Source organism: Prevotella falsenii DSM 22864 = JCM 15124, from assembly GCF_000613945.1.
GTDB lineage: Bacteria > Bacteroidota > Bacteroidia > Bacteroidales > Bacteroidaceae > Prevotella > Prevotella falsenii.
Genome location: NZ_BAJY01000022.1, coordinates 1 through 24437 on the forward strand (window position 1 = coordinate 1; position 24437 = coordinate 24437).

The 24437-nt window shown below is 42.1% G+C and carries 15 protein-coding genes and 2 pseudogenes; 11 read left to right on the forward strand and 6 right to left on the reverse strand.

Annotated elements, in window-relative coordinates; translation table 11 throughout:
* Window positions 1-166 (forward strand): annotated as a pseudogene (locus JCM15124_RS16190) (transposase); the annotation flags it as partial.
* Window positions 167-360: 194 nt separating this feature from the next.
* On the opposite strand, the gene cas2 reads toward JCM15124_RS16190, so the two are convergent.
* The 4 genes from cas2 to JCM15124_RS16970 all read right to left on the reverse strand — a co-directional run bounded on the left by cas2 (window position 361) and on the right by JCM15124_RS16970 (window position 7223).
* Window positions 361-657 (reverse strand): CRISPR-associated endonuclease Cas2, encoded by a 297-nt coding sequence (gene cas2, locus JCM15124_RS08685; RefSeq protein WP_036885267.1) that lies wholly within the window; start codon window positions 655-657, stop codon window positions 361-363.
* A gap of 51 nt (window positions 658-708) precedes the next feature.
* A complete protein-coding gene (gene cas1, locus JCM15124_RS08690; protein ID WP_024999114.1) occupies window positions 709-1641 on the reverse strand; it encodes a type II CRISPR-associated endonuclease Cas1 in 933 nt (310 codons plus the stop codon).
* Window positions 1642-1653: 12 nt separating this feature from the next.
* The gene (gene cas9, locus JCM15124_RS08695; protein WP_024999115.1) at window positions 1654-5796 is read right to left on the reverse strand and encodes a type II CRISPR RNA-guided endonuclease Cas9; all 4143 of its coding nucleotides are present in this window, start codon (window positions 5794-5796) and stop codon (window positions 1654-1656) included.
* Between the two features lie 1301 nt (window positions 5797-7097).
* On the reverse strand, window positions 7098-7223 hold the full coding sequence (locus JCM15124_RS16970) for a hypothetical protein (protein ID WP_262499276.1): 126 nt from the start codon (window positions 7221-7223) through the stop codon (window positions 7098-7100).
* A 333-nt stretch (window positions 7224-7556) separates the two neighbouring features.
* Between JCM15124_RS16970 and JCM15124_RS08715 the strand changes: the two genes are divergently transcribed.
* Window positions 7557-9746 (forward strand): glutamine synthetase III family protein, encoded by a 2190-nt coding sequence (locus JCM15124_RS08715; protein WP_024999116.1) that lies wholly within the window; start codon window positions 7557-7559, stop codon window positions 9744-9746.
* A 613-nt stretch (window positions 9747-10359) separates the two neighbouring features.
* Here JCM15124_RS08715 and glsB read toward each other — a convergent pair.
* Together glsB and glsA are read right to left on the reverse strand one after the other, a co-directional pair.
* Window positions 10360-11352 (reverse strand): glycine N(alpha)-acyltransferase GlsB, encoded by a 993-nt coding sequence (gene glsB / locus JCM15124_RS08720; RefSeq protein WP_024999117.1) that lies wholly within the window; start codon window positions 11350-11352, stop codon window positions 10360-10362.
* A gap of 59 nt (window positions 11353-11411) precedes the next feature.
* Entirely contained in the window at window positions 11412-12227 is an 816-nt protein-coding gene (glsA, locus tag JCM15124_RS08725; RefSeq protein WP_036885264.1) for a lyso-glycine lipid O-acyltransferase GlsA, read from the reverse strand.
* A gap of 818 nt (window positions 12228-13045) precedes the next feature.
* Here glsA and mraZ point away from each other — a divergent pair.
* The 9 genes and pseudogenes from mraZ (at window position 13046) to murG (ending at window position 24412) form a co-directional block, all read left to right on the forward strand.
* A complete protein-coding gene (gene mraZ / locus JCM15124_RS08730; protein ID WP_024999119.1) occupies window positions 13046-13525 on the forward strand; it encodes a division/cell wall cluster transcriptional repressor MraZ in 480 nt (159 codons plus the stop codon).
* Window positions 13526-13532: 7 nt separating this feature from the next.
* Window positions 13533-14468, forward strand: coding sequence for a 16S rRNA (cytosine(1402)-N(4))-methyltransferase RsmH (gene rsmH / locus JCM15124_RS08735; RefSeq protein WP_024999120.1), 936 nt, complete (start codon window positions 13533-13535; stop codon window positions 14466-14468).
* Window positions 14469-15137, forward strand: a complete 669-nt coding sequence (locus JCM15124_RS08740; RefSeq protein ID WP_024999121.1) for an FtsL-like putative cell division protein — start codon at window positions 14469-14471, stop codon at window positions 15135-15137.
* A 5-nt stretch (window positions 15138-15142) separates the two neighbouring features.
* Window positions 15143-17296 (forward strand): PASTA domain-containing penicillin-binding protein, encoded by a 2154-nt coding sequence (locus JCM15124_RS08745; protein ID WP_024999122.1) that lies wholly within the window; start codon window positions 15143-15145, stop codon window positions 17294-17296.
* Window positions 17297-17348: 52 nt separating this feature from the next.
* Entirely contained in the window at window positions 17349-18809 is a 1461-nt protein-coding gene (locus JCM15124_RS08750) for a UDP-N-acetylmuramoyl-L-alanyl-D-glutamate--2,6-diaminopimelate ligase (protein WP_024999123.1), read from the forward strand.
* Between the two features lie 51 nt (window positions 18810-18860).
* Complete coding sequence (locus tag JCM15124_RS08755; RefSeq protein ID WP_024999124.1) at window positions 18861-20132, forward strand: phospho-N-acetylmuramoyl-pentapeptide-transferase; 1272 nt, start codon at window positions 18861-18863, stop codon at window positions 20130-20132.
* Window positions 20133-20207: 75 nt separating this feature from the next.
* Window positions 20208-21539, forward strand: coding sequence for a UDP-N-acetylmuramoyl-L-alanine--D-glutamate ligase (murD, locus tag JCM15124_RS08760; protein ID WP_024999125.1), 1332 nt, complete (start codon window positions 20208-20210; stop codon window positions 21537-21539).
* A 58-nt stretch (window positions 21540-21597) separates the two neighbouring features.
* On the forward strand, window positions 21598-22869 hold the full coding sequence (locus JCM15124_RS08765; protein ID WP_024999126.1) for an FtsW/RodA/SpoVE family cell cycle protein: 1272 nt from the start codon (window positions 21598-21600) through the stop codon (window positions 22867-22869).
* Between the two features lie 440 nt (window positions 22870-23309).
* Window positions 23310-24412 (forward strand): annotated as a pseudogene (gene murG / locus JCM15124_RS13895) (undecaprenyldiphospho-muramoylpentapeptide beta-N-acetylglucosaminyltransferase).
* Window positions 24413-24437 lie beyond the last annotated feature (25 nt).

Below are 24437 nucleotides of genomic sequence, written 5' to 3' on the forward strand. Positions count from 1 at the left end.
GTATTATTTCAAAAAAGCAGCAAACAGCATTATGGCAAGAAGGACAGGTATACCGGCATGGTATGACTATCCCATTTCAAATGCCAAGGTTGAAGGAATAAATAATAAAATTAAAGTAATAAAGAGAAAAGCGTATGGATATAGAGATGAGAGATACTTTGAACTTATTCTACTTGGACTCTATGATGAAACCAACGCAATTATGCATGAACCTTTTTTAGCCTACCAAATGTCCATTACGCCGAAAAATATGGGCTTACACACTTTTTTAAGACAGTACCTTATTAGTTATTTCTTTAAGTATCTTAATGAATAATATGCTGGCATAATTCTTATGCCGAACTCAGGTTAAAAAATGGATTAAAAGAGTTCTAACTGTGCGCCGGGTGCATTTGGTTTTTGTGGTTTCTTACCATAGAATAGCTTTATTTCTTCAAATTGTTTGTCTGTAATACCCATTATTCCAACTTTTCCGTATGTTGGAATAAAAGTGGAAACTCTTTTAATGTGCACTTCCATATTTTCTTTACTGCCACAATGGCGTATGTAAATGGAGAACTGAAACATTGTAAATCCGTCTTTTAGTAGATTTTGACGAAAGAGCGAGGCTGCTTTTCGTTCTTTCTTTGTATCTGTGGGTAAATCAAAAAATACCATTAACCACATACTTCTGTATTGACTAAATCTATAGGTTTCCACTAATGGGCTTTATAATTCCGGATAAACCATTTTTCTTTGCTCTCCGCTAAAGCACTTGTAAAGAGAAGCTGTGGTCTGTTGTGTAGCTATCATCAACGGACTCTTTTTGTTTCCAATCGTTGTGTCAAGTACAGGAATAGCGAGGAGCTTCATCTTAATTTCTTTTGTAAGCTCGCTGTAATCGGTGGTTGATGCCATTACATCTAACACCAATCCATCGACGTATGGGCGGTAAGGTTCCATAATATCGTCGGCAAGGCAATAGGCATTATATCTGTTGTGATGGTGAATGCCCAATGTTGGGAGCAATCCGCTTGCCACTAAAGAGCGTGCCACCACAGCGCGCAATATAGCATATCCATAGTTCAGAAGGTTGTTAGGTGGCTCACCATCGCGTCCTCTTATGAAATCAGGAATATCAGAAAAGAGATTTTTCCAATAATAAGCTGCTGCACGAGCTTCGAGATTTTCGGGGTCGCCACTTCTAACTTTATCTGCCCATGCGTACATGCAGCCCACATCGGTGTTGGTATATATGCTTAGAAGTTTTGCTTGATTGCTTATTTTCTGCTTAATGGTTTGTTGCCACAATTGTTTTTTAAGTGGTAATGATGCTTCTATCTGAGCGCGGAAACGTTCGCTTTGCGTTGTGTTACCGCATAAAGGCAGCAAAAGTCCGATAGGCATATTCCTGCTGTCGCAGGTAATTACCGCACAGTTGTTTTCTATCAAGGCTTCTAATGCAGACGATGTGATGGTTATCCGCTTGTTATCGAGCAGTACAACTCCAATATCTTCTATTGGAATTGTACGCTCGGTTTGCTTTTTAAAACTGTCAGGCAAATCGTTGCAAGTCTCTACTTCGGGCAAACGAATTGCTAACTGTGCATTGTGCAAACTTAGATAGACAGGATTGCTAAAACATAATGTTTTCTTTATCATAAGCCATCTATATTAATCGTATTCGCCTACTGCTACTATTTTACCAGTAGAGTTTATACGTACCTTAACAATACCTTCTAAAGGCTTTAAGGAAGTTATTCGTTTAAATGCAAGGTTCTTAAGTTTTAAATCATCATTCAGAATGGTTTCTAAGTGATGTCTGAACCAATAGTCTCTTGAAACAGATACGCCTTTCTCTATCCTTGATACTTTTTGGACTCTATATAAGTTTGGACTTATAATACCATAGTTAGCTTCGTCCATTAAATCAACTTCAGAAGGAACAAACCCTGTCGCTTCATTAGGAAATACAAAGTATTCGTTTTGCTTCATCGTGAAGAGGAAACGCCAACCTTTATCGCGGTTGTAGTCTTTATCAACAACAGGAATACCTTGCGATTTACGCTCGGCAGCTTCAAAGAACGATACAGCATTGTCTTGTAAGTTGCCCTCTTCATCACAATAAAACGCAATATGGTGGTTGTTACTTGTCTGAACATAATTGCCAAACACCGGTTTTCCGTCTTTTCCCGTAATAGGTTTGCCTGCTTGGTCTTTTAGTGTGTGTAGCGGAATAGCACTTAAAACACCTTCAATACTGACACGTTTTAAGGTAATGTTCTTCGCTTGGTCAAGATAAATAGGGTTCTCGTCCAAGTTACTGAAAGCTTTTTTTGTATCTCCATTAAATTCTTCTAAGCGGGCTTTCAGGATTTCTCTTATGCCTTTATCAATTACTTTATCAACTTTAAGGTCTGGTGTAATCGCTTTGCGGATAGGGTGATACATTTCCCATTCTACCGTTTTGACCAATGCCGGAACGGTTTTCGTTCGTTCAGTATTTAGGTAAATAGGATTTTTATCTATTGTATTTTTTCCTGTAAAAGCTTTTTTGGTATTACCATTGTATTCGTTGAGACGTTTTAGTAATGCTTCGCGGATAACAGGGCTACTCACTTTGTTTATCGTAGCTTCGTCCAACGCAGCTCCAACTTTCACCATCTTTATTATAGGACGCATCTTTGTGCCATAGATAGTTTCTTTATGTAACTCTCCACGTGGTGTAAGTTGAATCTTTTTTATTATTCCGTACTTTGTTTTTATCTTGTTTACGTTCTGCGTCATCACTTTGTTTTTCGCCTTAATCGAAACTAAGATAGCACTAAGATGGCGTTTTGCTTCTGCGCGAAATTCATTGACAGGGATAGGAGCATTAAAGCGGAGCTTGCCATCTTCGTAATGTAGCTCTTTCTTTTCTATTGTAGAAATACTGTCGCCTTTATTGCTTCGTGCATTAAGGTTGTTCAGATACTGAATGAAAGCGTGCTTTGTAAAAGCTATTGCGAGTGCATCCATTGCGTGGTGGCGATGGTCATTGCGCTTTGTCCAGTCTTTTATGCGTTTTATTTTCCTTCCGTCTCTGTCCTCAACTATTTCGGTTAAGCCTAATTTTTCATACTTTTCGAAGTTCAGTTCTTTCATAACGTCTACCAACTGCCAGTCTTCACGCAGGCGATCCGTTATCTTTCCTGTTGTCGGTATAACCGTTCTAACCAACTCGCCCAATATTTCGTATGCCTTCTTTGCTATATATTGTGTGTTGCGAAGGTCGCGGTTGATGAATTCTGAAGGTATGTTGGCTTCAATCATCAATAGATTTCTATACTTTGTTTTGTTTATAACGCCTTCTGCTAAGAGCATATCGAGTTTCTTTTTATATGCTTCAGCCCCTTGCTCGCCATATTTTTCGTGAACAAAATCAAAAGCAGTTTTATTGCTTTTGGCAATGTTTATGTCGCGTGCTTCGAGTGTCTTGTTCGAGAAAGAATCGTCAAACAAGCGCGCTTTCGGAATGATATGCTCAATATCAAAGTCTTTAGAGAAAAGCTTATCTTTCGGAATGTAGGTGTCAGAGTACAGTGTCTTAAAGCCGTTCGGTTCAAGTTCCTTATACAGTTTATATTTTATAATGTCGTTCCGACTGATGTATGAAAGCGCAAATTCCTTTTCGAGTATTTCACGAATGCGTTGGTTCTCAGCATTACCTTGACTGATGGCGCGTGTGGCTTTATCTCGTTCATCAGCACTGCTCTTCAGTTCGCGCGCCATTTCTATTCTTATTTCATCGGGTTTCCCGTATTCGTCAATGACTGCATTGATGACATTTATCATCTGATTGAGGATTTTCTCCACAACAGGATTGCGCAAACTGTTCTTTGGCAACAGCTCTAACCTTTCTTTATACATCTTCCGGTCTAACTCGTCTTTTGTGAGCGAGCGGCGCGAATGATTATAACCTGCTTCTACACATGCTTGACTGTAATCGTTTCCGGCTTGAAGATGAGGCAGTATTTCCCGCATTGCTTTCACACTGAGATTGCCATAATCATCTTCAAAAACAACATCGCAAAGCACAGTAGCATATTCTTCAGGGAAGCCAAAGGTTGTTTCCAACTTTCTTAATAAGGCTTCATTGCCTGTTCGCGAATTATCGCTTTCGTAAGAATACAACAGATGCCAAAGCTGGTACATAGGTTGTTGTTCCAACTCGTGCTTTTCTAACAATGGGTCGAAATCGAGAATGTCGGTGTTGAAACCTAAGTTCTTGAAAATGGTTTTAACGTAATGGCGAATCTCGGAAGCCTTTAATTTTTTGAAATCGCACTCTTCGTGCCCTGTCAGCGTTATGATACGGTTATAGCAATCAAAGAGAATGGCTTGCGTGCGGTTGCCTTCTAACTCTTTATAATTCAAGTCCCATTGCTTGCCTTTCTTGTTCAGTGCTTTCAGAGCTTCGGTCTTACTTAGTTTTGCTTTAATGCTTAGCTCCTCATACAGCGAGTTTCTTTCTTCTTCATAGAGTGGACGCTTGGTGTTGGCATCGTTATCAATCAGCAGAACATTGTTTAAGTTTTGCCAAATCCTAAACTCTTGGAATACAGGCGATGACTTTGGAGCAACTTTCGGACCTATTGTTATTTCCTTTTCCTTTCCATCAATTGTCGCTTTTACTTTGCGTTGCTCCAGTTCGCAAACCGAAATAAGACCTTTCTTGCTCTTTAACGGACGTTGATAGAAAATGATAATGTCTCTTATTTCTTGCTTCAGCTCCGACGTTAGCTGCTTGTGGAAGGTGGCTTGCGTTTCCCAAATCTTCTCAAATTCGTCTAAATAGTCTTGCCGGTAGAAAGGTTTGTTCTTTATACTGATATGCGGATTTTCTTTCAACGAAGCCCGGATATACTGTCCAACAGTCTGTTTGTTGAAATAAAGTTCCTTGCTTCTGTCGCTGATGGCACCGAGAAGTCCGCTTGTATTGGCTATCTGTCCTTTCAAATCGCTGATGACAAAGGCTAAAACATCTTTATCTACTTGTTGCTGCAACGCCTCAACTCTCCATTTCAAAGGCTGTATCTTTCTGTCCAAACCTTTTAAGTCGGCAGAATAAATGCCATATTTGGCAAGGAAAATCTTACTTGTATTGTTTTTTGTTTTGCCCTCTAACTGTTGTTTAAATTCGTCTGTGAGTATTTCCGGATAATACTTTTTCTGCTCGTCCCATATTCTTTCCAACTCTGCATTCAGGTCGGAACGATAGTAACCTTGCGTAAACTTCTTGCCGTTATTGAGCAGCTGAAGTGAATATTCTGCAGGAGTCAGGTGCTCTTCGTAGAGCTTTTTGGCGATGGTCATACCGTCAAACAGCTGCCCTTCTTCCTTGTTGTTTGCTTTTCGATTGCTTTTATAGCCGCGTTTCTTGTTCAACATAAACAAGACACGGGCAAATTCGTGCAACGATATTTCTTCTTCCGCAGCTTTTGCACGAAGTTCATAAGTTTCAAAAGTAGAAGCTTTGCCTTCTTCGTATATAGGTTCAGCACCTAACCAGCCTTGTTTTTGCAGGCAGTCGCGAAGGTTTTGTCTGCGAAGTTTATAGCGTTGAAGGTTTATTCTTGCGCCATGACGCAACTGTCTATCTGAATTAGTAGTGATAGCTTTTCCTTTTTCGAAATTGCTTTTTTCGTCTACGGTCAATGGGTTTACTCTTACGCCGAGTCGAACAATAGAAGACTTCTCATTGTCGCTTTCCGCTTCATTCACCAAAGCCCAACCTATGCTTGTGGTTCCTAAATCTAATCCTAATATTCTTTTCATGTTTAATTGATTGTTTAAATATTTTGTGTAAAGTTACAAAATTATTTTAATTTAAAGAAAAAATACTTTGAAAAAACTTGCATATTATTTTAAAAACCCTTATCTTTGCAGTACTAATTTTAAAGTATTCACAATAAGGATTTTTCCGTTGTGAAAACATTAGGTTGCCTCGTCCTTATAACGGGGCTTTTTTTATGTCTGCATTTTAGCTTTTGCGAGCAATGCCATAGCTTTCATAGAACTTTTGCAGGCTCACAGAAGTCGCTTTTCATTTACAAACTTTTGTTAAAACGCAGTCTCTTTTGTTAAATTCCAACTTCCTAACTCCGAAATTACGGGCACTTTTCTGCACTTCAAATTATTTATTTGCAAATAATGGCAGCATTTACGTGCTACTGTAAGTGGTTTATTTATAGACTGTTGTATCCTTATAGGGTAGTGCTGTGCAGCGAAACCACATCTTCTACGTTACAAAACAAACACTTTTATGCGTGTATAGACCATATTTTTCGCTCCGTCATCATCTTTTTGGCATGCAAAAGAGCCGTTTTTGCGTTCCAAAACCGTAGGTTTTGCACGGTAAAACCTATTGTTTTGCATTGCAAAAGCGGCTCTTTCACTTTTCAGCCCCTATTTTCCAGCTCTCTTTTTCTCTATTTCACCCTTTCCGCTTGTGTTAAATTTATTGTCCCATTTACTTGATTTTAGAACAATAAATCGGAACACCTCTGTTGCCGTTATTTTGAATTACGAAATAGTTTGTGGATTGCTTTTTGCGAATTTCTGTTGTTCTTTCAAAATAAATATAGTATCTTTGCAAAAAGCAGTGCCAATCACCGGGATAATGATACGGATACATCCTCGCGGGTGAAGGAGCTTCGCGATAGGCTGGACTACCAGCGGGGGTTGGCATCAACCCGAAGAGAAGGTGTAGACACCACTATCCAACCGTATGACGCGGACTTGCCACGTGTGGCATAACCAAGAATTAGGACGGCGGACGTAAGGACTGCATCTTTTCGCCCTTTTTGTTATTGATGATAGATAAATCGTGATTAACTTTAATTTTCCACCATAATACATTTCAATCCATGCACACTGCCATTATCCAAGTATCGTGATTAACTTTAGTTTTGTACCATAATACATTATGCTATGTTTATATTAGGTTTTCTTTACTTCATATTTCTTTTCATTCTTGCACAGTTTATAGTATCCGGGCAAGGATTTTATGTTAAGCTGATTTATATCTTATTTTCCCTTGCTGCACCGTTTATCTTTCCTCTTATTTTTGCTTATAGTTACTCCTCGCACTCAAGAGCCGTATCGGTGAGTATCACTTTAATTGCCCATATCTTTGGTGCCTGCTTGCCGATTTTGCTATTAGGTTTTGCCTGATAAGGCGTTAGCTGTTTTCGTATCAGCATTTACAGCAAAAGGAACATAGGTTTTGCAACGTGTTGATAAAGAGACTGTTAAGAAAGAGATATACTTATGAAAAATATTTACGCATTTACACTCTGTTTTCCTCATATATAATAATGTGTATAAAGACAATAATGTAGATGCAAAAAGATTCGCCTATTCGGGAAAACGGAACGATATGCCGGCACAAACTAAAAACCAAAAGAAAGCCGAAATAAATGATATATATTATCTTTTTAAAGAATATACGTATCAATATGCTACAACTGTTTTGTAAATTGCAAACAAATGTTTACTTTTGCAATGCACAAAAGCGACAAAAAGTAAAAAGAAGTATGGATAACTTAAGATTTGAAGTTGTAAAAGAGGCTTTTAGAAAACGCCCCATAGAGTCAGAATTGCCGAACGAACGCCCTTCCGAACTATTTGGGAAGTACGTTTTTAATCGCGACAAAATGTACAAATACCTTCCTGTAGACATCTTTAACAAAATGATGGACGTAATGGATAACGGCATACGGCTCGACCGTTCGATTGCCGATGGTGTGGCAAACGGTATGAAAAAGTGGGCAAAAGAGAATGGCGTTACACACTATACGCACTGGTTTCAGCCCCTGACAGAAGGCACGGCGGAAAAGCACGATTCCTTTATAGAGTCGAATGGGAAAGGCGGAATGCTCGAAGATTTCTCTGGAAAACTGCTCGTACAGCAAGAGCCGGACGCAAGTTCGTTTCCATCGGGTGGCATTCGCAACACCTTCGAAGCACGCGGCTATTCGGCGTGGGACCCTACAAGTCCGGTCTTCATCATAGACGACACACTCTGTATTCCTACTATCTTTATTTCTTACACGGGCGAAGCACTCGACTACAAGGCACCATTGCTGCGTTCGTTGCTTGCCGTAAACAGTGCAGCAAAAGAAGTTTGCCGGTATTTCTACCCCGATGTTAAGAAGGTGCACACCAATTTGGGTTGGGAACAAGAGTACTTCCTTGTAGACGAGGACTTGTTTTTTGCACGTCCCGACTTGATGCTTACAGGCAGAACGCTGATGGGACACGACTCGGCAAAGAACCAACAGATGGACGACCACTACTTCGGTACTATCCCTGAACGTGTGCAAGCCTTTATGAAAGACTTGGAAATTCGTGCTTTAGAGCTGGGCATACCGGTAAAAACCCGCCACAACGAGGTTGCTCCGGGACAATTTGAACTTGCTCCAATCTTCGAGGAATGCAACTTGGCAGTAGACCACAACATGCTGCTAATGGCACTAATGAAGAAGGTAGCACACCGACACGGCTTCCGCGCACTACTACACGAAAAGCCTTTCGCAGGCATCAACGGTTCAGGAAAGCACAACAACTGGAGCTTGGCTACCGATACGGGGGTGCTGTTGCACAAAAGTGGCAAGAACACAACCGACAATTTGCGCTTCGTAGTCTTTGTCGTAGAAACATTAATGGGCGTTTACAAGCACAACGGCTTGCTGAAAGCATCGGTCATGAGTGCAACCAACGACCATCGTTTGGGAGCAAACGAAGCACCGCCTGCCATTATTTCGTCGTTCCTTGGCAAACAATTGACCGACTTGTTTGAACATATAGAGAAAGCCGACAAGAAGGATTTGTTCACCGTGAAGGGGAAACAAGGCGTGCAACTCGACATTCCGGAAATCCCGGAGCTATTCATCGACAATACCGACCGCAACCGTACGTCGCCATTTGCCTTTACCGGCAATCGCTTTGAGCTACGTGCAGTAGGGTCGGAAGCCAACTGTGCCTCTTCGCTCATCGTTCTGAATACGGCTGTAGCAGAAGCTCTGACAAGTTTCAAGCAACGTGTTGATGCGCTGATTGAGCAAGGCGAAGACCGGATGAGTGCGATTATAGAAGTTGTCCGCAACGATATTAAAACCTGTAAGCCTATCCATTTCGACGGAAACGGTTACAGTGATGAGTGGAAAGCTGAAGCAGCGCAGAGAGGATTGGACTGCGAGGCAAGTTGTCCGGTATGTTTCGATGCCTATTTGCGCGATGATTCCGTGCAAATGTTCGAGTCTATGAACGTAATGAAGCGCAACGAACTCGAAGCCCGCAACGAGGTGAAGTGGGAAACTTACACGAAAAAGATTCAAATAGAGGCACGTGTAATTGGCGATTTAGCGATGAACCACATCATTCCTGTTGTAACTCACTACCAAAGCAGGTTGGCAAAGAACGTCAGTTCGATGATAAACATCTTCGGCAGAGAAGAAGGAGAGCGACTTACGGCACGCAATGTAAAGATTTTAAAGGAAATAGCGGAGCGTATGCAAGCCATAGAAACAGGGGTGGACGAACTTGTCGAGGCAAGAAAAATTGCCAATAGAATAGAAAACCAACGCGAAAAAGCCATTGCCTACCACGACAACATTACCACGAAGATGGAAGAGATACGCCACGAAATAGACAAACTCGAACTGATTGTGAGCGACGAAATGTGGACGTTGCCTAAATATCGCGAACTCCTATTCATTCGTTAAGACGAGTACAAGATGCGCTTCAATAGTGAGAGATTTTCGGTTTCACTTTGTAAAGATAATTCTGTTAAAAAGTGATATAATCGCTTTGGCGTTGCGAAAGCGTAGGTTTTGCAACGCAAAACCTACGCTTTTACCGTGCAAAACCTACGGTTTTGGAACGCGAAACAATAGGTTTTGTAATACACTGACGCATAGACGGTTAAGCAATCGCTACGCTTACGAAAAATAATTACATATTTCGTGCTTTCTTTTCGTTCTTTTCTCGTTTCTCGAAAAGTGCGTTTTCTCGCCATGGCAATGCTTAAATAAACTTAGCATTGCTCATTTGGCTAAACGAAAACGTTCATAAATGACGTGAATTGAGTGTAAGAATTTGAAGACAAAGATACTTCGGTTATTTTTGATTGTAAGCACATTAAATCATAATCGGTTCTTTCTTCCAATACCCTATAAATAAGATACCGGTGTAATCCTTATATCGAACTCACATTGACAATTGGATTTTGAACTTGAAAATACAAAATAAAAACCGGCATTTATTGCCTTTTCATCGATGAAACGGACAATAAATGCCAGTTTATTGTTTTATGATAACCTTTTATTCGGGTAAATTTTACCGTTCCTCGTAAATCACGTTGTTGGCACCGCTTGTTATCTTGAGTGCTTCCGGGTGGTCTTTTACAAAGCTCTCAATATGGCGAATGCGCTTTTCTTCAAATATTTCGTCCACAGCGATAAGAATTCCGGTTTCTTCTACATCGCCAAAGCCATTGTTAATACCCGTTCCAAAGAGTTTCATTGTTGGAGAAAGGTTCATATAAGCATTCACCAAAGGAGGGATATTGAACCCTAATTTGCGAATTTCCCTATTCAAAATGCGATAGTTTTCTTTAAAGGAAGTAGCATTGAACAACGATTGAAACTCAGAGAAAGGAGTATCGATTTTGAGCGGTTTTATCGGTATAATGAGGTCTTCCTTGTCATCGAAAAACTTCTTGAGGAAGTAAAGAATCATATCGCGACCACGACGGATATACGACGGATACATCGTCATTTTACCAAAGAAGTATTTGCAGTGAGGGTTCAGCACTGTAAGCGCACCTAAACCGTCCCAAAGATTATCGAGTGCAAAGATACTTTTGGAGTTTTCACGAACGTTCTGGTATCCCAAAGAAACAAAAGAACGCCCCAACTCAACCGTATAGGGAGCGTATTCTTTCAGAAACTTGTCGGAAAAATGGAACATGTGGCTCGTAGGAAGTATAGGTTGCCCATCGCTGCCAAACTTCCAGTCATTGCCAAACACATAACGATAACCGCCTATAATCTCCTCGTTGTCAGGATTCCACACGACAAGCTGCCTGCAGCCATTGGGCATTAGGTCAAATTCATCAATATCCTTTGCCTTTCCCGTGCCACCACCGGCACTGCGAAAAGCCTCTTCGCGCAATCGTCCAACTTCGTCCATCAGATGCGGAGCTTCGCTTGCCGAGAACACATAGATGTCGTTATGACTCTTATTGGTACCTCTCAGCAATCTGTCAGGAGTAAGTTCACTTTTCAAAAGTTCTTTACTGACCGGTTGGATTATCGCTTCTTCCTTCATATTATTGCTTTTTATCGCATTTCATTATTTCGCATTACTTCATAACAAGTAAAACTTTCCTAAAGTTCATACACCTTATCTTGGACAAATTTTGCCCATTCCATCGGTGTTTTGGTATCATCGAAAGTCTGCCACGGAATAGGTTTTCCGAAACTGACACGAAAGGTTTTACCCACATTTCTATACATTTCATCGACTAAGAAGAACATTGCAAGGTTTACTTTCTTCACGTATTTATCGCTGAAATGGGCGATTTTATAAAATCGTTCCGAATTGCGTCCGCTGAAATGGATTGGTACAACATCTCGTTGATACTCTACGCTCTTCGTTATGAAAGTCTTCTTCCAAGGCAAATCGCGAATTACACCATTCTGTTTTCTGCTGTTCAAACCTGCCGGAAACATCAATATGTGGTTGTCGCTGTTAAATCCTGCCTCCACCATACGAGGGAAATCGCGGCTCTGCTTGCCGGTTTTATTTATTCCAATGGACACCGGCTTTAAACCGGGCAAGTTCAACAGCAAATCGTTCACAAGGTAACGAAACTTCCCATCGTAGTGCTTGCCGATGATAGAACCGAGCGCAACTCCGTCTTGCCCGCCAAGCGGGTGATTAGAAACAAATGTATAGAGTTTACCATCGTTCTTGTCAGGCAAGTTTTCCAAGCCTTCTATTTCGAGTGTCATACGCAGGTAATGCACACATTCATCGAGCCATTCCGTTCCGGTTTTGTCGCGATTTTCCCATAGGAACTTATTAACCGCGTCTTCGTGAATAATGTTTCTAAACCAATTAATCACAAAACGAGGGACAAACTTTGCCTTCGAGCCCATTTTACCGTACAGTATCTTTTGGATATCGATGGTCTTCTCCATGCTACTTGCTATATGCTTTCTAATTTTTCCAAGTTCTCAAATAGACTGCAAATATAACTAAACCTTTTGAGATATTCGAGTTTTTTATAAAAAAAAATGCTCAATAATCATTGATTTGCACACGAAAACCAACAACAAAGTTACACCCAAAACCACTTGAAAGTGTACACCGGCAGCACTTAAAACAACGTTAGTCGGTATAAGAAAGCAGGTTAAGCAGACAAACAACGCAGATATTTTTAAACAAATCCACTGATGAAACCGTGAGAGTGTTTCTGTTTAATTTTGTAAAGATAATTCTCTTAAAAAGTGATAATTTCGTTTTGACGTTGCAAAAGCGTAGGTTTTACAACGCAAAACCTACGCTTTTACCGTGCAAAACAGCCGCTTTTGCAACGCAAAACAATAGGTTTTGTAATACACTGACATATAGATAGTTAGACAATAGCTGCGCTTGCGAAAAATGTTTACATCTTTATTCTCTTTTTTCCGTTCAGAAATAACATGGGTTCGGTGTAGAAATTCGAGGACGAAGATACTTCATTTCTTTTTGATTATAAGCATATTAAACCATAACCAATTCCTTCTTTCAGTATCTTATATAAGCAATACACTCGCTTAATTCCCGTATCCGACTCACGTTAGAACACAATAAAAAAACCCTTACAATAAATCTTTTACACACTTCTTCTACACTTTTACTTTGCGTTAAATATATTAAAAATACAAGAATAGCGCAAAGTTTGTGGTGGAAAGAGGTGGAATGTGGGGAATTTTACTTAACTTTGAACCGAAATTTCAATTATATAGAAGTACACATGCGATTTTTAGGTAGCATAGAAGCAAAAACTGACGTGAAGGGAAGAGCCTTTCTGCCGGCAACATTCCGCAAGATATTAAGCACATCCGGCGAGGAGTCGCTGATTATGAAGAAAGATGTCTTCCAGCCTTGCTTGGTTATCTATCCTCAATCGGTGTGGAACAAGATGCTCGATAACCTTCGTAGCCACCTCAACCGTTGGAACAAACGCGACCAGATGGTTTATCGCCAGTTCGTCTCAGACGTTGAAACCATAGTACTTGATGGCAACGGACGCTTCTTGATACCGAAACGATATTTAAGAATGGCAAACATCGAGCAGCAGATAAAGTTCATCGGTATGGACGACTGCATTGAGATTTGGAACAACGAGAACGAGAACGCATTCCTTGACCCAGACGACTTTAGTGAAACATTGGAGACTATTATGGGAAATTCAGGAGAAACAAAAGCACTCGCCACAGATACAACTCGATAAAGAAAATATGGTTAAGACCGCTGAAACATATCATGTTCCGGTATTGCTTCGCGAAAGCGTTGATGGTTTGAACATTCACCCTGACGGCATTTATGTAGACGTTACCTTCGGTGGTGGTGGACATAGCAGAGAAATTCTTTCACGTCTTAGCAAGCAAGGACACCTATACAGCTTCGACCAAGATGCCGATGCAGAACAGAATATATGCGAAATCGGCAGCAATGGAGAGAAGCCTGAGAACTTTACGTTTGTACGTTCCAACTTCAGATATTTGTCAAACTGGTTGCGTTATTACGGAGTAGAACAGATAGATGGGTTGCTGGGCGACTTGGGAGTAAGCAGTCATCACTTCGATGACGAGCAAAGAGGGTTTTCATTCCGCTTCGATGCCCCACTCGATATGCGCATGAACAAACGAGCAGGCAAAACTGCTGCCGACATTTTGCGGGAATACGATGAGGAAGAACTTGCCAACATGTTCTACCTTTACGGTGAACTGAAGAACTCGCGTAAGATTGCTGCCGCCATTGTGAACAGCAGAAGTACGACGCCCATACTTACAACAAAAGACTTTCAAGCCGTTGTAGAACCGCTTTTCAAGCGAGAACGGGAGAAAAAAGAAATGACAAAACTGTTTCAGGCACTCCGTATAGAGGTAAATCAAGAGATGGCTGCACTGAAAGAAATGCTCATCAGTGCTTCCGAAGTACTAAAACCGAGCGGCAGACTCTCCATTATTACTTACCATTCATTGGAAGACCGCATCGTGAAAAATATGATGAAATCGGGCAATATTGGAGGTAAGGTGGAACAAGACTTCTTCGGACACATCAATTCACCCTTCAAGTTAATAAACAACAAGGTAATAGTGCCGGACGAAAACGAACAAGAAAGCAACCCACGAAGCCGCAGTGCGAAACTTAGAATAGCCGAAAAGAAATAAATGGACGATAAGCTAACAGAGAATGAAGAAGTACAGGAAGTGGTAGCAAAACCCATTTTCACTGTAAGAGAACAAAAAAAAGAGGAGATTGCAGAGACAGTAACATTGTCTGAGCAGTCTGCTGATTCTGTGGCTATGAACGGAATGGAGGTGGAATTGGAGGTAGAAAAGCCTCAGCTTACAAAGAATACGGAAAGTTCTAAACTCCAAAAAGAAGAAGAGAAAGAAGAGAAAAACAATAAGCAGAAGACCGAAGAAGCAAAGGCTGAAAAGATAATAGAAGAAGAAAAAGCACTGAAAAATGCGATTGAGGAACAAGCAAGAGAAGACGAACAGCCTTTATCGAGCAACTTCACATTGAAGAAAATACTCGGTGGCGATATATTTTCGGCACATTTCCTAAGAAACAACATTGGGCTCATAGTGCTCATCGTGGTCTTCATTATTATATATATATCAAACCGTTACAGCGTTCAGAAAGACCTGATAGAGATTGACAAACTCGAAACAGAACTATCCGATGCAAAGTACAGAGCCTTGTCGAGCAGCAGCCAACTTACAGAACGCTCACGAGAAAGCCACGTATTGGAAATTCTGAAAACCAATAAAGACAGCATATTGAAGATTTCTTCGCGTCCACCGTTCATCATTAACGTTCCTTCAAAATAAAGATTATGAGTAAGTTCAATAATAAAAATATTATGCCGCGCTATTCGCTCATAGCATTTATTATGAGCCTCATAGCGATTGCTGTCGTTGCCAAATCTGCCTATATAATGATAGTGCAAAAGGATTATTGGTTAGAAGTTGCAGCAAAACAGAAGAAGGATAATGTTCCTATCCTACCTACACGTGGCAATATTCTTAGCTCCAACGGAGAACTTATGGCAAGTTCGCTGCCTGAGTTCAAAGTTTTTATGGACTTTAAGACACTCAAGGAATCGGGCAAAGACACTGCTTTTGTTGATAGCATAGATTATATTTGCAAGGGATTGAACGAGCTTTTCCCCGAAAAAACAGCGGGCGAATTTAAACAATACCTATTGAGTGGCTTGAAAGAAGAACGCCGCCACTTCCCTATTTGGAAGTACCGTATCGACTACAATACATATAAAGAGGTGAAGAAGCTCCCTGTTTTCAAGTACGCAAAATTTAAAAGCGGTTTCCACGAAGAAGAGTTTAATGCACGCCGCCGTCCTTTCGGTTCGCTTGCACAACGCACCGTGGGCGACCTTTATGGCGCAAAAGATGTGGCTCGATGCGGATTGGAAATGTCGTTCGACAGCATTTTGCGAGGTACAAACGGTATTGAAAACCGCCGGAAAATCCGAAATAAATATCTTAGTATCACCGAAATTCCTCCTATTGATGGTTCTGACATCGTTACAACCATCGATGTGAGCATACAAGACTTAGCCGAAAGAGCCTTACTTGAGGAATTGCAGGAGATAAATGGCAACGTAGGCGTAGCCATTGTTATGGAAGTTGCAACGGGAGACATTAAGGCAATCGTCAATCTTGATAAGTGTGAAGACGGGCAATACCGCGAAATTAAGAACCACGCAGTAAGCGACCTGCTCGAACCGGGCTCGGTTTTCAAAACCGCTTCTATGATGGTTGCACTCGACGACAACGTTGTAGACACGATGTACACTGTGGCAACAGGTGGCGGTGTGTGGAATATGTACGGTCGTGATATGAAGGACCACAACTGGCGGCGCGGCGGTTACGGTAATCTAACATTGCCTTGGTGTCTTAAATACAGTTCTAATATTGGCATCAGTCGAATTATAGACAACTTCTATCATAGAAATCCGGAGAAATTCGTGCAAGGAATTTACGATTTAGGCTTAGCCGACGACCTTCAAATTCCTATCACAGGTTATTCTCCGGCAAAAATTCGTATGCCTAAAAAGACCAAGCGAGGTCAATATAGCAACTGGAGCAATACGGCTTTAGCGTGGATGAGTATTGGCTACGAAACACAAGTGCCTCCCATTTCAACACTGACATTCTACAATGCGATAGCAAATGGTGGAAAAATGATGCGCCCACGCTTCGTCAAGAAGGTAGTGAAAGACGGAACAATATTAGCCGAATACCCTCCTATTGTACAACGCGAACAAATTGCAAAGGAATCTACCATAACGCAAATGCAACGCATTCTCAGCGAGGTTGTATCCGAAGGATTGGGCAAAAAAGCCAGTTCCGACAAATTTTCTGTAGCAGGAAAGACGGGTACGGCGCAAATGTCGAAAGGTGCTGCGGGTTATAAATCAGGCGTTACCGACTATTTATTGAGCTTTGCAGGCTTTTTCCCGGTCGATGCACCACGATATAGTTGCATTGTCTGCATACAAAAGTCGGGACTTCCGGCATCGGGTGGCGGTATGAGTGGTGTTGTTTTCCACAACATAGCAGAAGGTATTATGGCGCAAAACCTAAAGCTCAGCGTTGCCGATGCTAAAGATTCAACTGCATCGCCTATTCCAATAGCAAAGAGTGGCAACCTTTTAGCAACCGACTATGTGCTCTCTGCTCTCGGTTTCAACGTTAAAAACGGTTGGAATGGTGCTTATCCATTTGGCAATAACATTTGGGGAACAGTGGAAACAAATAACAACGCCATAACGTTTTCAGAGAAAAAAAATATCAATAAGCAACTTGTGCCCGATGTACACAATATGGGAGCACGCGATGCTATTTATCTATTAGAAAGCTGTGGCATAAAGGTTGTAATGTCCGGACGTGGCAGAGTGGTAGAACAATCGCTTGCACCGGGCGACAAGATTAAGCGAGGAATGGTTTGCAAACTTCGTTTTGCCTAAACCTTACAGCAAGATAAATCCAACAAGAACGAATAAAAGAGAGAAGCAAGATATGAAATTAAACGATTTGCTCAAAAACATCAAGCCGCTAAATATAGTTGGCAATACGGACAAAGACATTAAAGGCATCAATATCGACAGCCGTAAGATAGAACAAGGATATTTGTTTGTTGCCATAAAAGGTACGCAAACCGATGGCCATAAATTCATAGAAAAGGCTATAGAATTAGGTGCTTCGGCAGTTTTGTTGGAAGATATGCCGACAGAAACTGCTGAGAAAGACATCACTTATATACAAGTCAAGTCTACCGAAGATGCTGTTGGTAAAGTCGCAACAACCTTCTATGGCGACCCATCGCACCGGTTAAAACTTGTTGGTGTAACAGGAACGAATGGCAAAACAACCGTTGCCACCTTATTATATAATATGTTCCGCAAATTCGGATACAAAGTTGGCTTGCTTTCTACCGTCTGCAACTACATCGACGACAAGGAAGTGCCGGCCAGCCATACTACTCCCGACCCGATAGAACTGAACGCACTGCTTGCAAAAATGGTAGCCGAAGGCTGTGAATATGCTTTTATGGAATGTTCGAGCCACGCCATTCACCAACGTCGTATTGGCGGATTGAAATTTGCAGGAGGCTTGTTTACCAACCTCACACGCGACCATTTGGACTATCACAAGACGTTTGAGAACTACCGCAATGCAAAGAAAATGTTCTTCGACGATTTGGGCAAGGACGCTTTCGCCATTATTAATGCCGACGATAAAAACGGTATGGTGATGGTTCAAAACTGCAAAGCAAAGATAAAAACCTACTCTACCAAACACATGGCAGACTTCCGTGCACGCATTTTAGAGTGCCATTTCGAAGGAATGTACCTTGAAGTAGACGGCAAGGAAGTAGGTGTGCAGTTCATTGGCAAGTTCAATGTAAGCAATTTGCTGGCTGTTTACGGTGCTGCCATTATGCTGGGCGAGAAAGCAGAAGATATTCTGGTGGCACTCAGCACACTGAAGAATGTAAACGGACGCTTAGAACCCATCGCTTCACCCGAAGGATACACAGCCATTGTAGACTATGCACACACACCGGACGCACTCGAAAACGTGTTGATGGCTATACACGAAGTGCTCGATGGAAAAGGCGGAAAGGTGTTTACAGTGTGTGGTGCAGGAGGCAACCGCGATAAAGGCAAGCGACCGTTAATGGCTCTCGAAGCCGTAAAGCGCAGCGACAAGGTTATCCTAACCAGCGATAATCCCCGCAACGAAGACCCTCAAGCCATTATCGACGATATGTTGGCAGGACTCGACACTACTCAAAAGAAGAAGGTGCTCTCTATAACCGACCGCAAAGAAGCTATCCGTACAGCTTGTATGATGGCACAAAAGGGCGACGTTATCCTGATTGCAGGCAAGGGACACGAAACTTATCAAGAAATAAATGGCGTAAAACACCACTTCGATGACCACGAAGTGGTACGTGAAATTTTCGGTTTAAAATAAAGAAATCCGTAAGCAGTAACGAATAAAAGCCTAACATTAAATAAAGACATTATGTTATACTACATCTTCCGTTGGCTCGACCAGTTCGGCATCAGTGGTTCCCACGTATGGGGCTACATCAGTTTCCGAGCCATTATGGCAATGATTCTTGCATTGATAATTTCAGCTTGGTTCGGCGAAAAATTTATAAAATACCTCAAGAGGAAGCAGATTACAGAGGTACAACGCGATGCAAGTATCGACCCGTTCGGTGTTAAAAAGATTGGCGTACCGTCGATGGGCGGCATCATCATCATTGTTGCATTGCTCATTCCTGTATTGCTGTTGGGTCGTTTGCGCAACATCTATCTTATTTTAATGGTCATTACCACTGTCTGGCTGGGATTTCTCGGTGGAATGGACGATTTTATTAAGATTTTCAAACATAACAAAGACGGATTGAAAGGCAAGTATAAGATAGTCGGACAGTTCACCATCGGTCTTATTGTTGGGTTGGTTCTATGGGCATCGCCCGATGTTAAGTCGAACATCAACTTGGAAATGCACAGCAATAATGGGAAAGAAATAGTTGTAAAACACGGCACAGAAGCAGAAAAGACGCTTAAAACAACTATTCCATTTATTAAAAACCATAACCTTGACTACTCTGAAATAATGTCGTTCTGTGGCAAATACAAGACAGCAGCAGGTTGGATATTGTTTGTTATCATGACCATTATCGTGGTAACAGCCGTTTCAAACGGTGCGAATTTAAACGATGGAATGGACGGAATGTGTGCCGGAAACTCTGCTATCATAGGTGTGGCGTTAGGCATCTTGGCTTATGTAAGCAGCCATATTGAATATGCCGCCTACTTGAACATAATGTATATTCCCGGCTCGGAAGAGTTGGTCGTGTTCTTTATGGCTTTCATCGGTGCGCTGATAGGTTTCCTTTGGTACAACGCATACCCTGCGCAAGTGTTCATGGGCGACACCGGCAGCCTCACCATCGGTGGTATCATCGCAGTAGGAGCTATCATTATTCACAAAGAATTGCTATTGCCTATCTTGTGTGGCATCTTCTTCGTGGAAAGCTTAAGTGTGATTTTGCAAGTCTACTACTTCAAGTTGGGCAAGCGCAGAGGCATAAAGCAACGAATTTTCAAGCGTGCACCTATCCACGATAGCTTCAGAACGGAAGACAGCCGCTTGGAGCCGGACTGCAAATATCTCATCAAAACGCCCCACACACCGGTGCACGAAAGCAAGATTACCCTTCGTTTTTGGATTGTAACCATTATCTTGGTGGCACTTACCATCATTACTTTGAAGATTAGATAAAACGAAAAAGGTATATCAGAACAAAACAACCGCAGGGCAACAACCTTGCAAAACGACGATAAAAGACTAGTAAACATGAAGAGAATTGTAGTATTAGGAGCAGGCGAAAGCGGTGCAGGAGCTGCCGTATTGGCAAAGGCGAAAGGCTTCGACGTGTTTGTTTCGGATATGTCTGCTATCAAAGATAAATATAAAAAGCTACTCAACGACCACAATATAGAGTGGGAAGAGGGGCAACACACGGAGGAAAAAATTCTGAATGCTGACGAAATCATTAAAAGTCCCGGTATTCCGAAGGAAGCACCGATGGTGAAAAAGCTCATCGAACAGGGCACACACATCATCAGCGAGATAGAATTTGCAGGCAGATACACCAATTCTAAAATGGTCTGTATTACGGGCAGCAACGGCAAAACTACCACAACAAGCCTTATCTACCATATATTCAAAGATGCCGGATACGACGTCGGGCTGGCTGGAAACATCGGTAAAAGCCTCGCTTTGCAGATTGCCGAAGAGCCACACGACTACTATGTGATTGAACTTAGCAGTTTCCAACTCGACGATATGTACGATTTCCGTGCAAACATTGCCATCTTGCTGAACATCACACCCGACCATTTGGACCGTTACGACTATCAGTTCGAGAAGTATGCCGACTCTAAAATGCGCATCATTCAGAACCAAACGCACGAAGACAGCTTTATTTACTGGAACGACGACCCCGTCATTAAGAAAGAGTTGGAGAAGTTCGACGTAAAAGCAGTGCAATATCCATTCTCCGAACTCAAAGAGAAGGGCAGCATCGGCTACATAGAAGAAGGGCAGTACACGCTCGAACAGCCTACCCCGTTCAATATGGAGCAGGAAGATTTGTCGCTTACGGGCAAGCACAACATATACAACTCGTTGGCAGCAGGGTTGGCATCGAACATCAGCGGTATAAAAAAAGAAAGCATTCGCAAAAGCCTGAGCGACTTCCCCGGTGTGGAACATCGTTTGGAAAAGGTATGCAAGGTGGCGGGCGTTCAATACATCAACGACTCAAAAGCTACGAATGTAGACGCTTGTTGGTATGCTTTGGAAAGTATGCGCACGCCTACCATTCTCATTATTGGCGGCAAAGACAAGGGAAACGACTACAATGCCATTAAAGACCTTGTGAAAAAGAAGTGCGTAGGTTTGATTTACCTCGGCGCAGACAATAGGAAATTACACGAAAACTTCGATGATTTGGGCATTCCTGTACGCGATACCCATTCCATGAAGGAGTGCATCGAGGCATGCTACGCCATGGCAAAACCCGGCGACACCGTACTGCTGAGTCCGTGCTGTGCAAGTTTCGACTTGTTCAAAAACATGGAAGACCGTGGCGAACAGTTCAAGGCACTTGCACGCGCACTGTAAAGACAACAAACAAAACAACACGTTGATACTTACATTTTAAAACTTCAAAACGACAAAAATGAACCTAAAGTCCTTTAACAACATATTCAAAGGCGACAAAGTAATATGGATGGTATTCTTCATTCTTTGCATGATAAGCATTGTAGAAGTGTATTCGGCATCGAGTACACTTTCGTACAAGGGAGGAAACTATTGGGCACCGCTGCTGAAACACGGCGGAATGCTTTTCATTGGGTTCATCGTCATGATTGTCGTAATGAACATAAAGTGTCGGTATTTCAAAATAGCAACACTCCCCGCACTCGTCCTTTCGGTGCTGATGCTGATAGGTGTGCTGCTTACGGGTGGCGTTACGAACGGCGCAAGTCGGTGGATAGAAGTCATGGGCATTCAGTTCCAGCCTTCCGAATTGGGCAAAGGCGCATTGGTATTGGCGGTTGCACAGATACTCAGCGCAATGCAAACCGAATCAGGAGCAGCCAAGAAAGCTTTCAAGTACATACTGTTTCTATCGGCAGCCATCATCATTCCTATCAGTTTCGAGAATCTTTCCACGGCACTGTTGGCAAGTTTAACCGTGCTGCTTATGATGTTTGTGGGACGTGTACCTTTAAAACAAATAGGAAAACTCTTGGGCGTGGTGGCACTGACGGTGGTTTTTGCACTTGCATTGGTAATGGCGATAGGAACCGACGAAGAGAAAAATGCGCCCAAACAAAATCTTACCGAGCAGACAACACTCGTGGAAGAAGAAACCGAAGAAAACTTCGTGGGAAAGCTTTTCCACCGTGCCGACACGTGGAAAGCACGTATCAACCGATTTTTAAACAACGAATACGTAGCACCAAAAGACTACGACCTCGATAAGGACGGACAGATAGGACACGCCAACATCGCCATTGCATCGTCGAACATTTTGGGCAAAGGACCCGGCAACTCTAACGAACGAGATTTCCTTTCGCAAGCATTTTCCGACTTTATCTATGCCATCATCATCGAAGAAATGGGCATCGTAGGGGCATTTTTCGTAGCTTTCCTCTACATTGTAATACTGATGAGAACAGGACAGATAGCAAGTCGGTGCGAAAACTCGTTCCCCGCATTCCTTGCCATGGGCATTGCCTTCCTGTTAGTAACGCAGGCTCTCTTCAATATGGCGGTGGCGGTGGGCTTAGCTCCCGTTACGGGACAACCGCTACCACTTATCAGCAAGGGCGGAACATCTACCATCATCAACTGTCTTTATATTGGTATGCTGCTAAGTATCAGCCGTTTTGCCAAAAAACGCAACAACGATACGGCTACCGAAAGAAAAGCTGTCGGAGCATAAGTACGATACAGAAAAAACACCGTAAAAGTGTAAATATTTTTCTAGAGAATATCTATTGCTTAACCTTCTCTTTATCAGCGCATTACAAAACCTATTGTTTTGCATTGCAAAAGCGTAGGTTTTGCACGGTAAAAGCGGCTGTTTTGCATCGCAAAACCTACGGTTTCGCAACGTCAAATCGAAATTATCATTTTTCTTCAGAATTATATTTACAAAATCGAAGCGATTTCCGGCACTTGGCATAATAAAGGAAGCGAAAAGCATTCGCCCAATAAAAAAAATACCGAACCGCTTTTGTTGTAAACACAAAAGATAATGAACTGAAATACAGTATCCATACCACGACAAAACCACATTTGTGATATTTCACATTTTTAAGTGGTTAATTTTACGACAGAACAAAAAAAATGATTAACTTTGTAGGTTGATAAATAGAGACTATGAACGAAGAGTTAAAAATCATCATAAGCGGTGGCGGAACAGGCGGACACATCTTTCCGGCTGTGTCGATTGCCAATGCCATTAAAGCAAAATACCCTGAAGCAAAGATATTATTCGTCGGAGCGGAAGGCAGAATGGAAATGCAACGCGTTCCTGCTGCAGGCTACGAGATTAAAGGCTTGCCCATAAAGGGATTTAACCGCGCAAACAAGCTGAAGAATTTTAGTGTGCTTTGCAAGCTCTGGAAGAGTCTGCGCTTGGCACGCAAGATTATAAAAGACTTCAAACCACAGGTTGCTGTGGGCGTAGGTGGCTATGCAAGTGGCGCAACGCTTTATGAGTGTTCCAAGATGGGCATTCCCTGCTTAATCCAAGAACAGAACTCTTACGCCGGTGTAACCAACAAGTTGCTATCTAAAAAGGCAAAGAAGATTTGTGTAGCTTACGAAGGAATGGAACGTTTCTTCCCGGCCGACAAAATCATTATGACCGGTAATCCGGTGCGGCAGAACGTGCTCGAAACACCGCTTTCGCAAGAAGAAGCAAGAAAATCGTTTGAGCTTAGCCCCACAAAAAAGACCATTCTGCTGGTAGGCGGTAGTCTTGGAGCACGCACCATTAACCGTGCCGTGTTGGAACACTTAGACCTTATAGAGACCTCCGACGCACAGTTTATATGGCAAACGGGCAAATATTATCACCGGTCTATCCTCGATGAAATGAATGGAAAGGAACTTCCGAACCTGAAAATTATGGATTTCATCGGCGATATGGGGGCAGCTACAAAGCTGCCGACTTGGTAATCAGCCGCGCAGGAGCAAGTTCTATCAGCGAGTTCCAGCTCATTGGCAAACCTGTTATACTTGTACCAAGCCCAAATGTTGCGGAAGACCACCAGGCAAAGAACGCAATGGCATTGGTAAACAAAGGCGCAGCATTGCTTGTAAAAGACGTGGAAGCACCCGAAACGCTCTTGCAGTTGGCGATAAAGACCGTAACCGACGAGCAGAAACTTGCAGATTTAAGTGAGAATGTAAAGAAAATGGGACTTCAAAACTCTGCCGATGTGATTGCAGAAGAAGTGATGAAACTAATTAAATAAAGCGGATAAAGGGTGTTTTCAATAC

Bases quoted from the DNA above. Each gene is read 5' to 3' on its own strand.
- cas2 (WP_036885267.1), bottom strand. From the start codon at position 657: ATGGTATTTTTTGATTTACCCACAGATACAAAGAAAGAACGAAAAGCA.
- cas1 (WP_024999114.1), bottom strand. From the start codon at position 1,641: ATGATAAAGAAAACATTATGTTTTAGCAATCCTGTCTATCTAAGTTTG.
- cas9 (WP_024999115.1), bottom strand. From the start codon at position 5,796: ATGAAAAGAATATTAGGATTAGATTTAGGAACCACAAGCATAGGTTGG.
- JCM15124_RS16970 (WP_262499276.1), bottom strand. From the start codon at position 7,223: ATGCTGATACGAAAACAGCTAACGCCTTATCAGGCAAAACCTAATAGC.
- JCM15124_RS08715 (WP_024999116.1), top strand. From the start codon at position 7,557: ATGGATAACTTAAGATTTGAAGTTGTAAAAGAGGCTTTTAGAAAACGC.
- glsB (WP_024999117.1), bottom strand. From the start codon at position 11,352: ATGAAGGAAGAAGCGATAATCCAACCGGTCAGTAAAGAACTTTTGAAA.
- glsA (WP_036885264.1), bottom strand. From the start codon at position 12,227: ATGGAGAAGACCATCGATATCCAAAAGATACTGTACGGTAAAATGGGC.
- mraZ (WP_024999119.1), top strand. From the start codon at position 13,046: ATGCGATTTTTAGGTAGCATAGAAGCAAAAACTGACGTGAAGGGAAGA.
- rsmH (WP_024999120.1), top strand. From the start codon at position 13,533: ATGGTTAAGACCGCTGAAACATATCATGTTCCGGTATTGCTTCGCGAA.
- JCM15124_RS08740 (WP_024999121.1), top strand. From the start codon at position 14,469: ATGGACGATAAGCTAACAGAGAATGAAGAAGTACAGGAAGTGGTAGCA.
- JCM15124_RS08745 (WP_024999122.1), top strand. From the start codon at position 15,143: ATGAGTAAGTTCAATAATAAAAATATTATGCCGCGCTATTCGCTCATA.
- JCM15124_RS08750 (WP_024999123.1), top strand. From the start codon at position 17,349: ATGAAATTAAACGATTTGCTCAAAAACATCAAGCCGCTAAATATAGTT.
- JCM15124_RS08755 (WP_024999124.1), top strand. From the start codon at position 18,861: ATGTTATACTACATCTTCCGTTGGCTCGACCAGTTCGGCATCAGTGGT.
- murD (WP_024999125.1), top strand. From the start codon at position 20,208: ATGAAGAGAATTGTAGTATTAGGAGCAGGCGAAAGCGGTGCAGGAGCT.
- JCM15124_RS08765 (WP_024999126.1), top strand. From the start codon at position 21,598: ATGAACCTAAAGTCCTTTAACAACATATTCAAAGGCGACAAAGTAATA.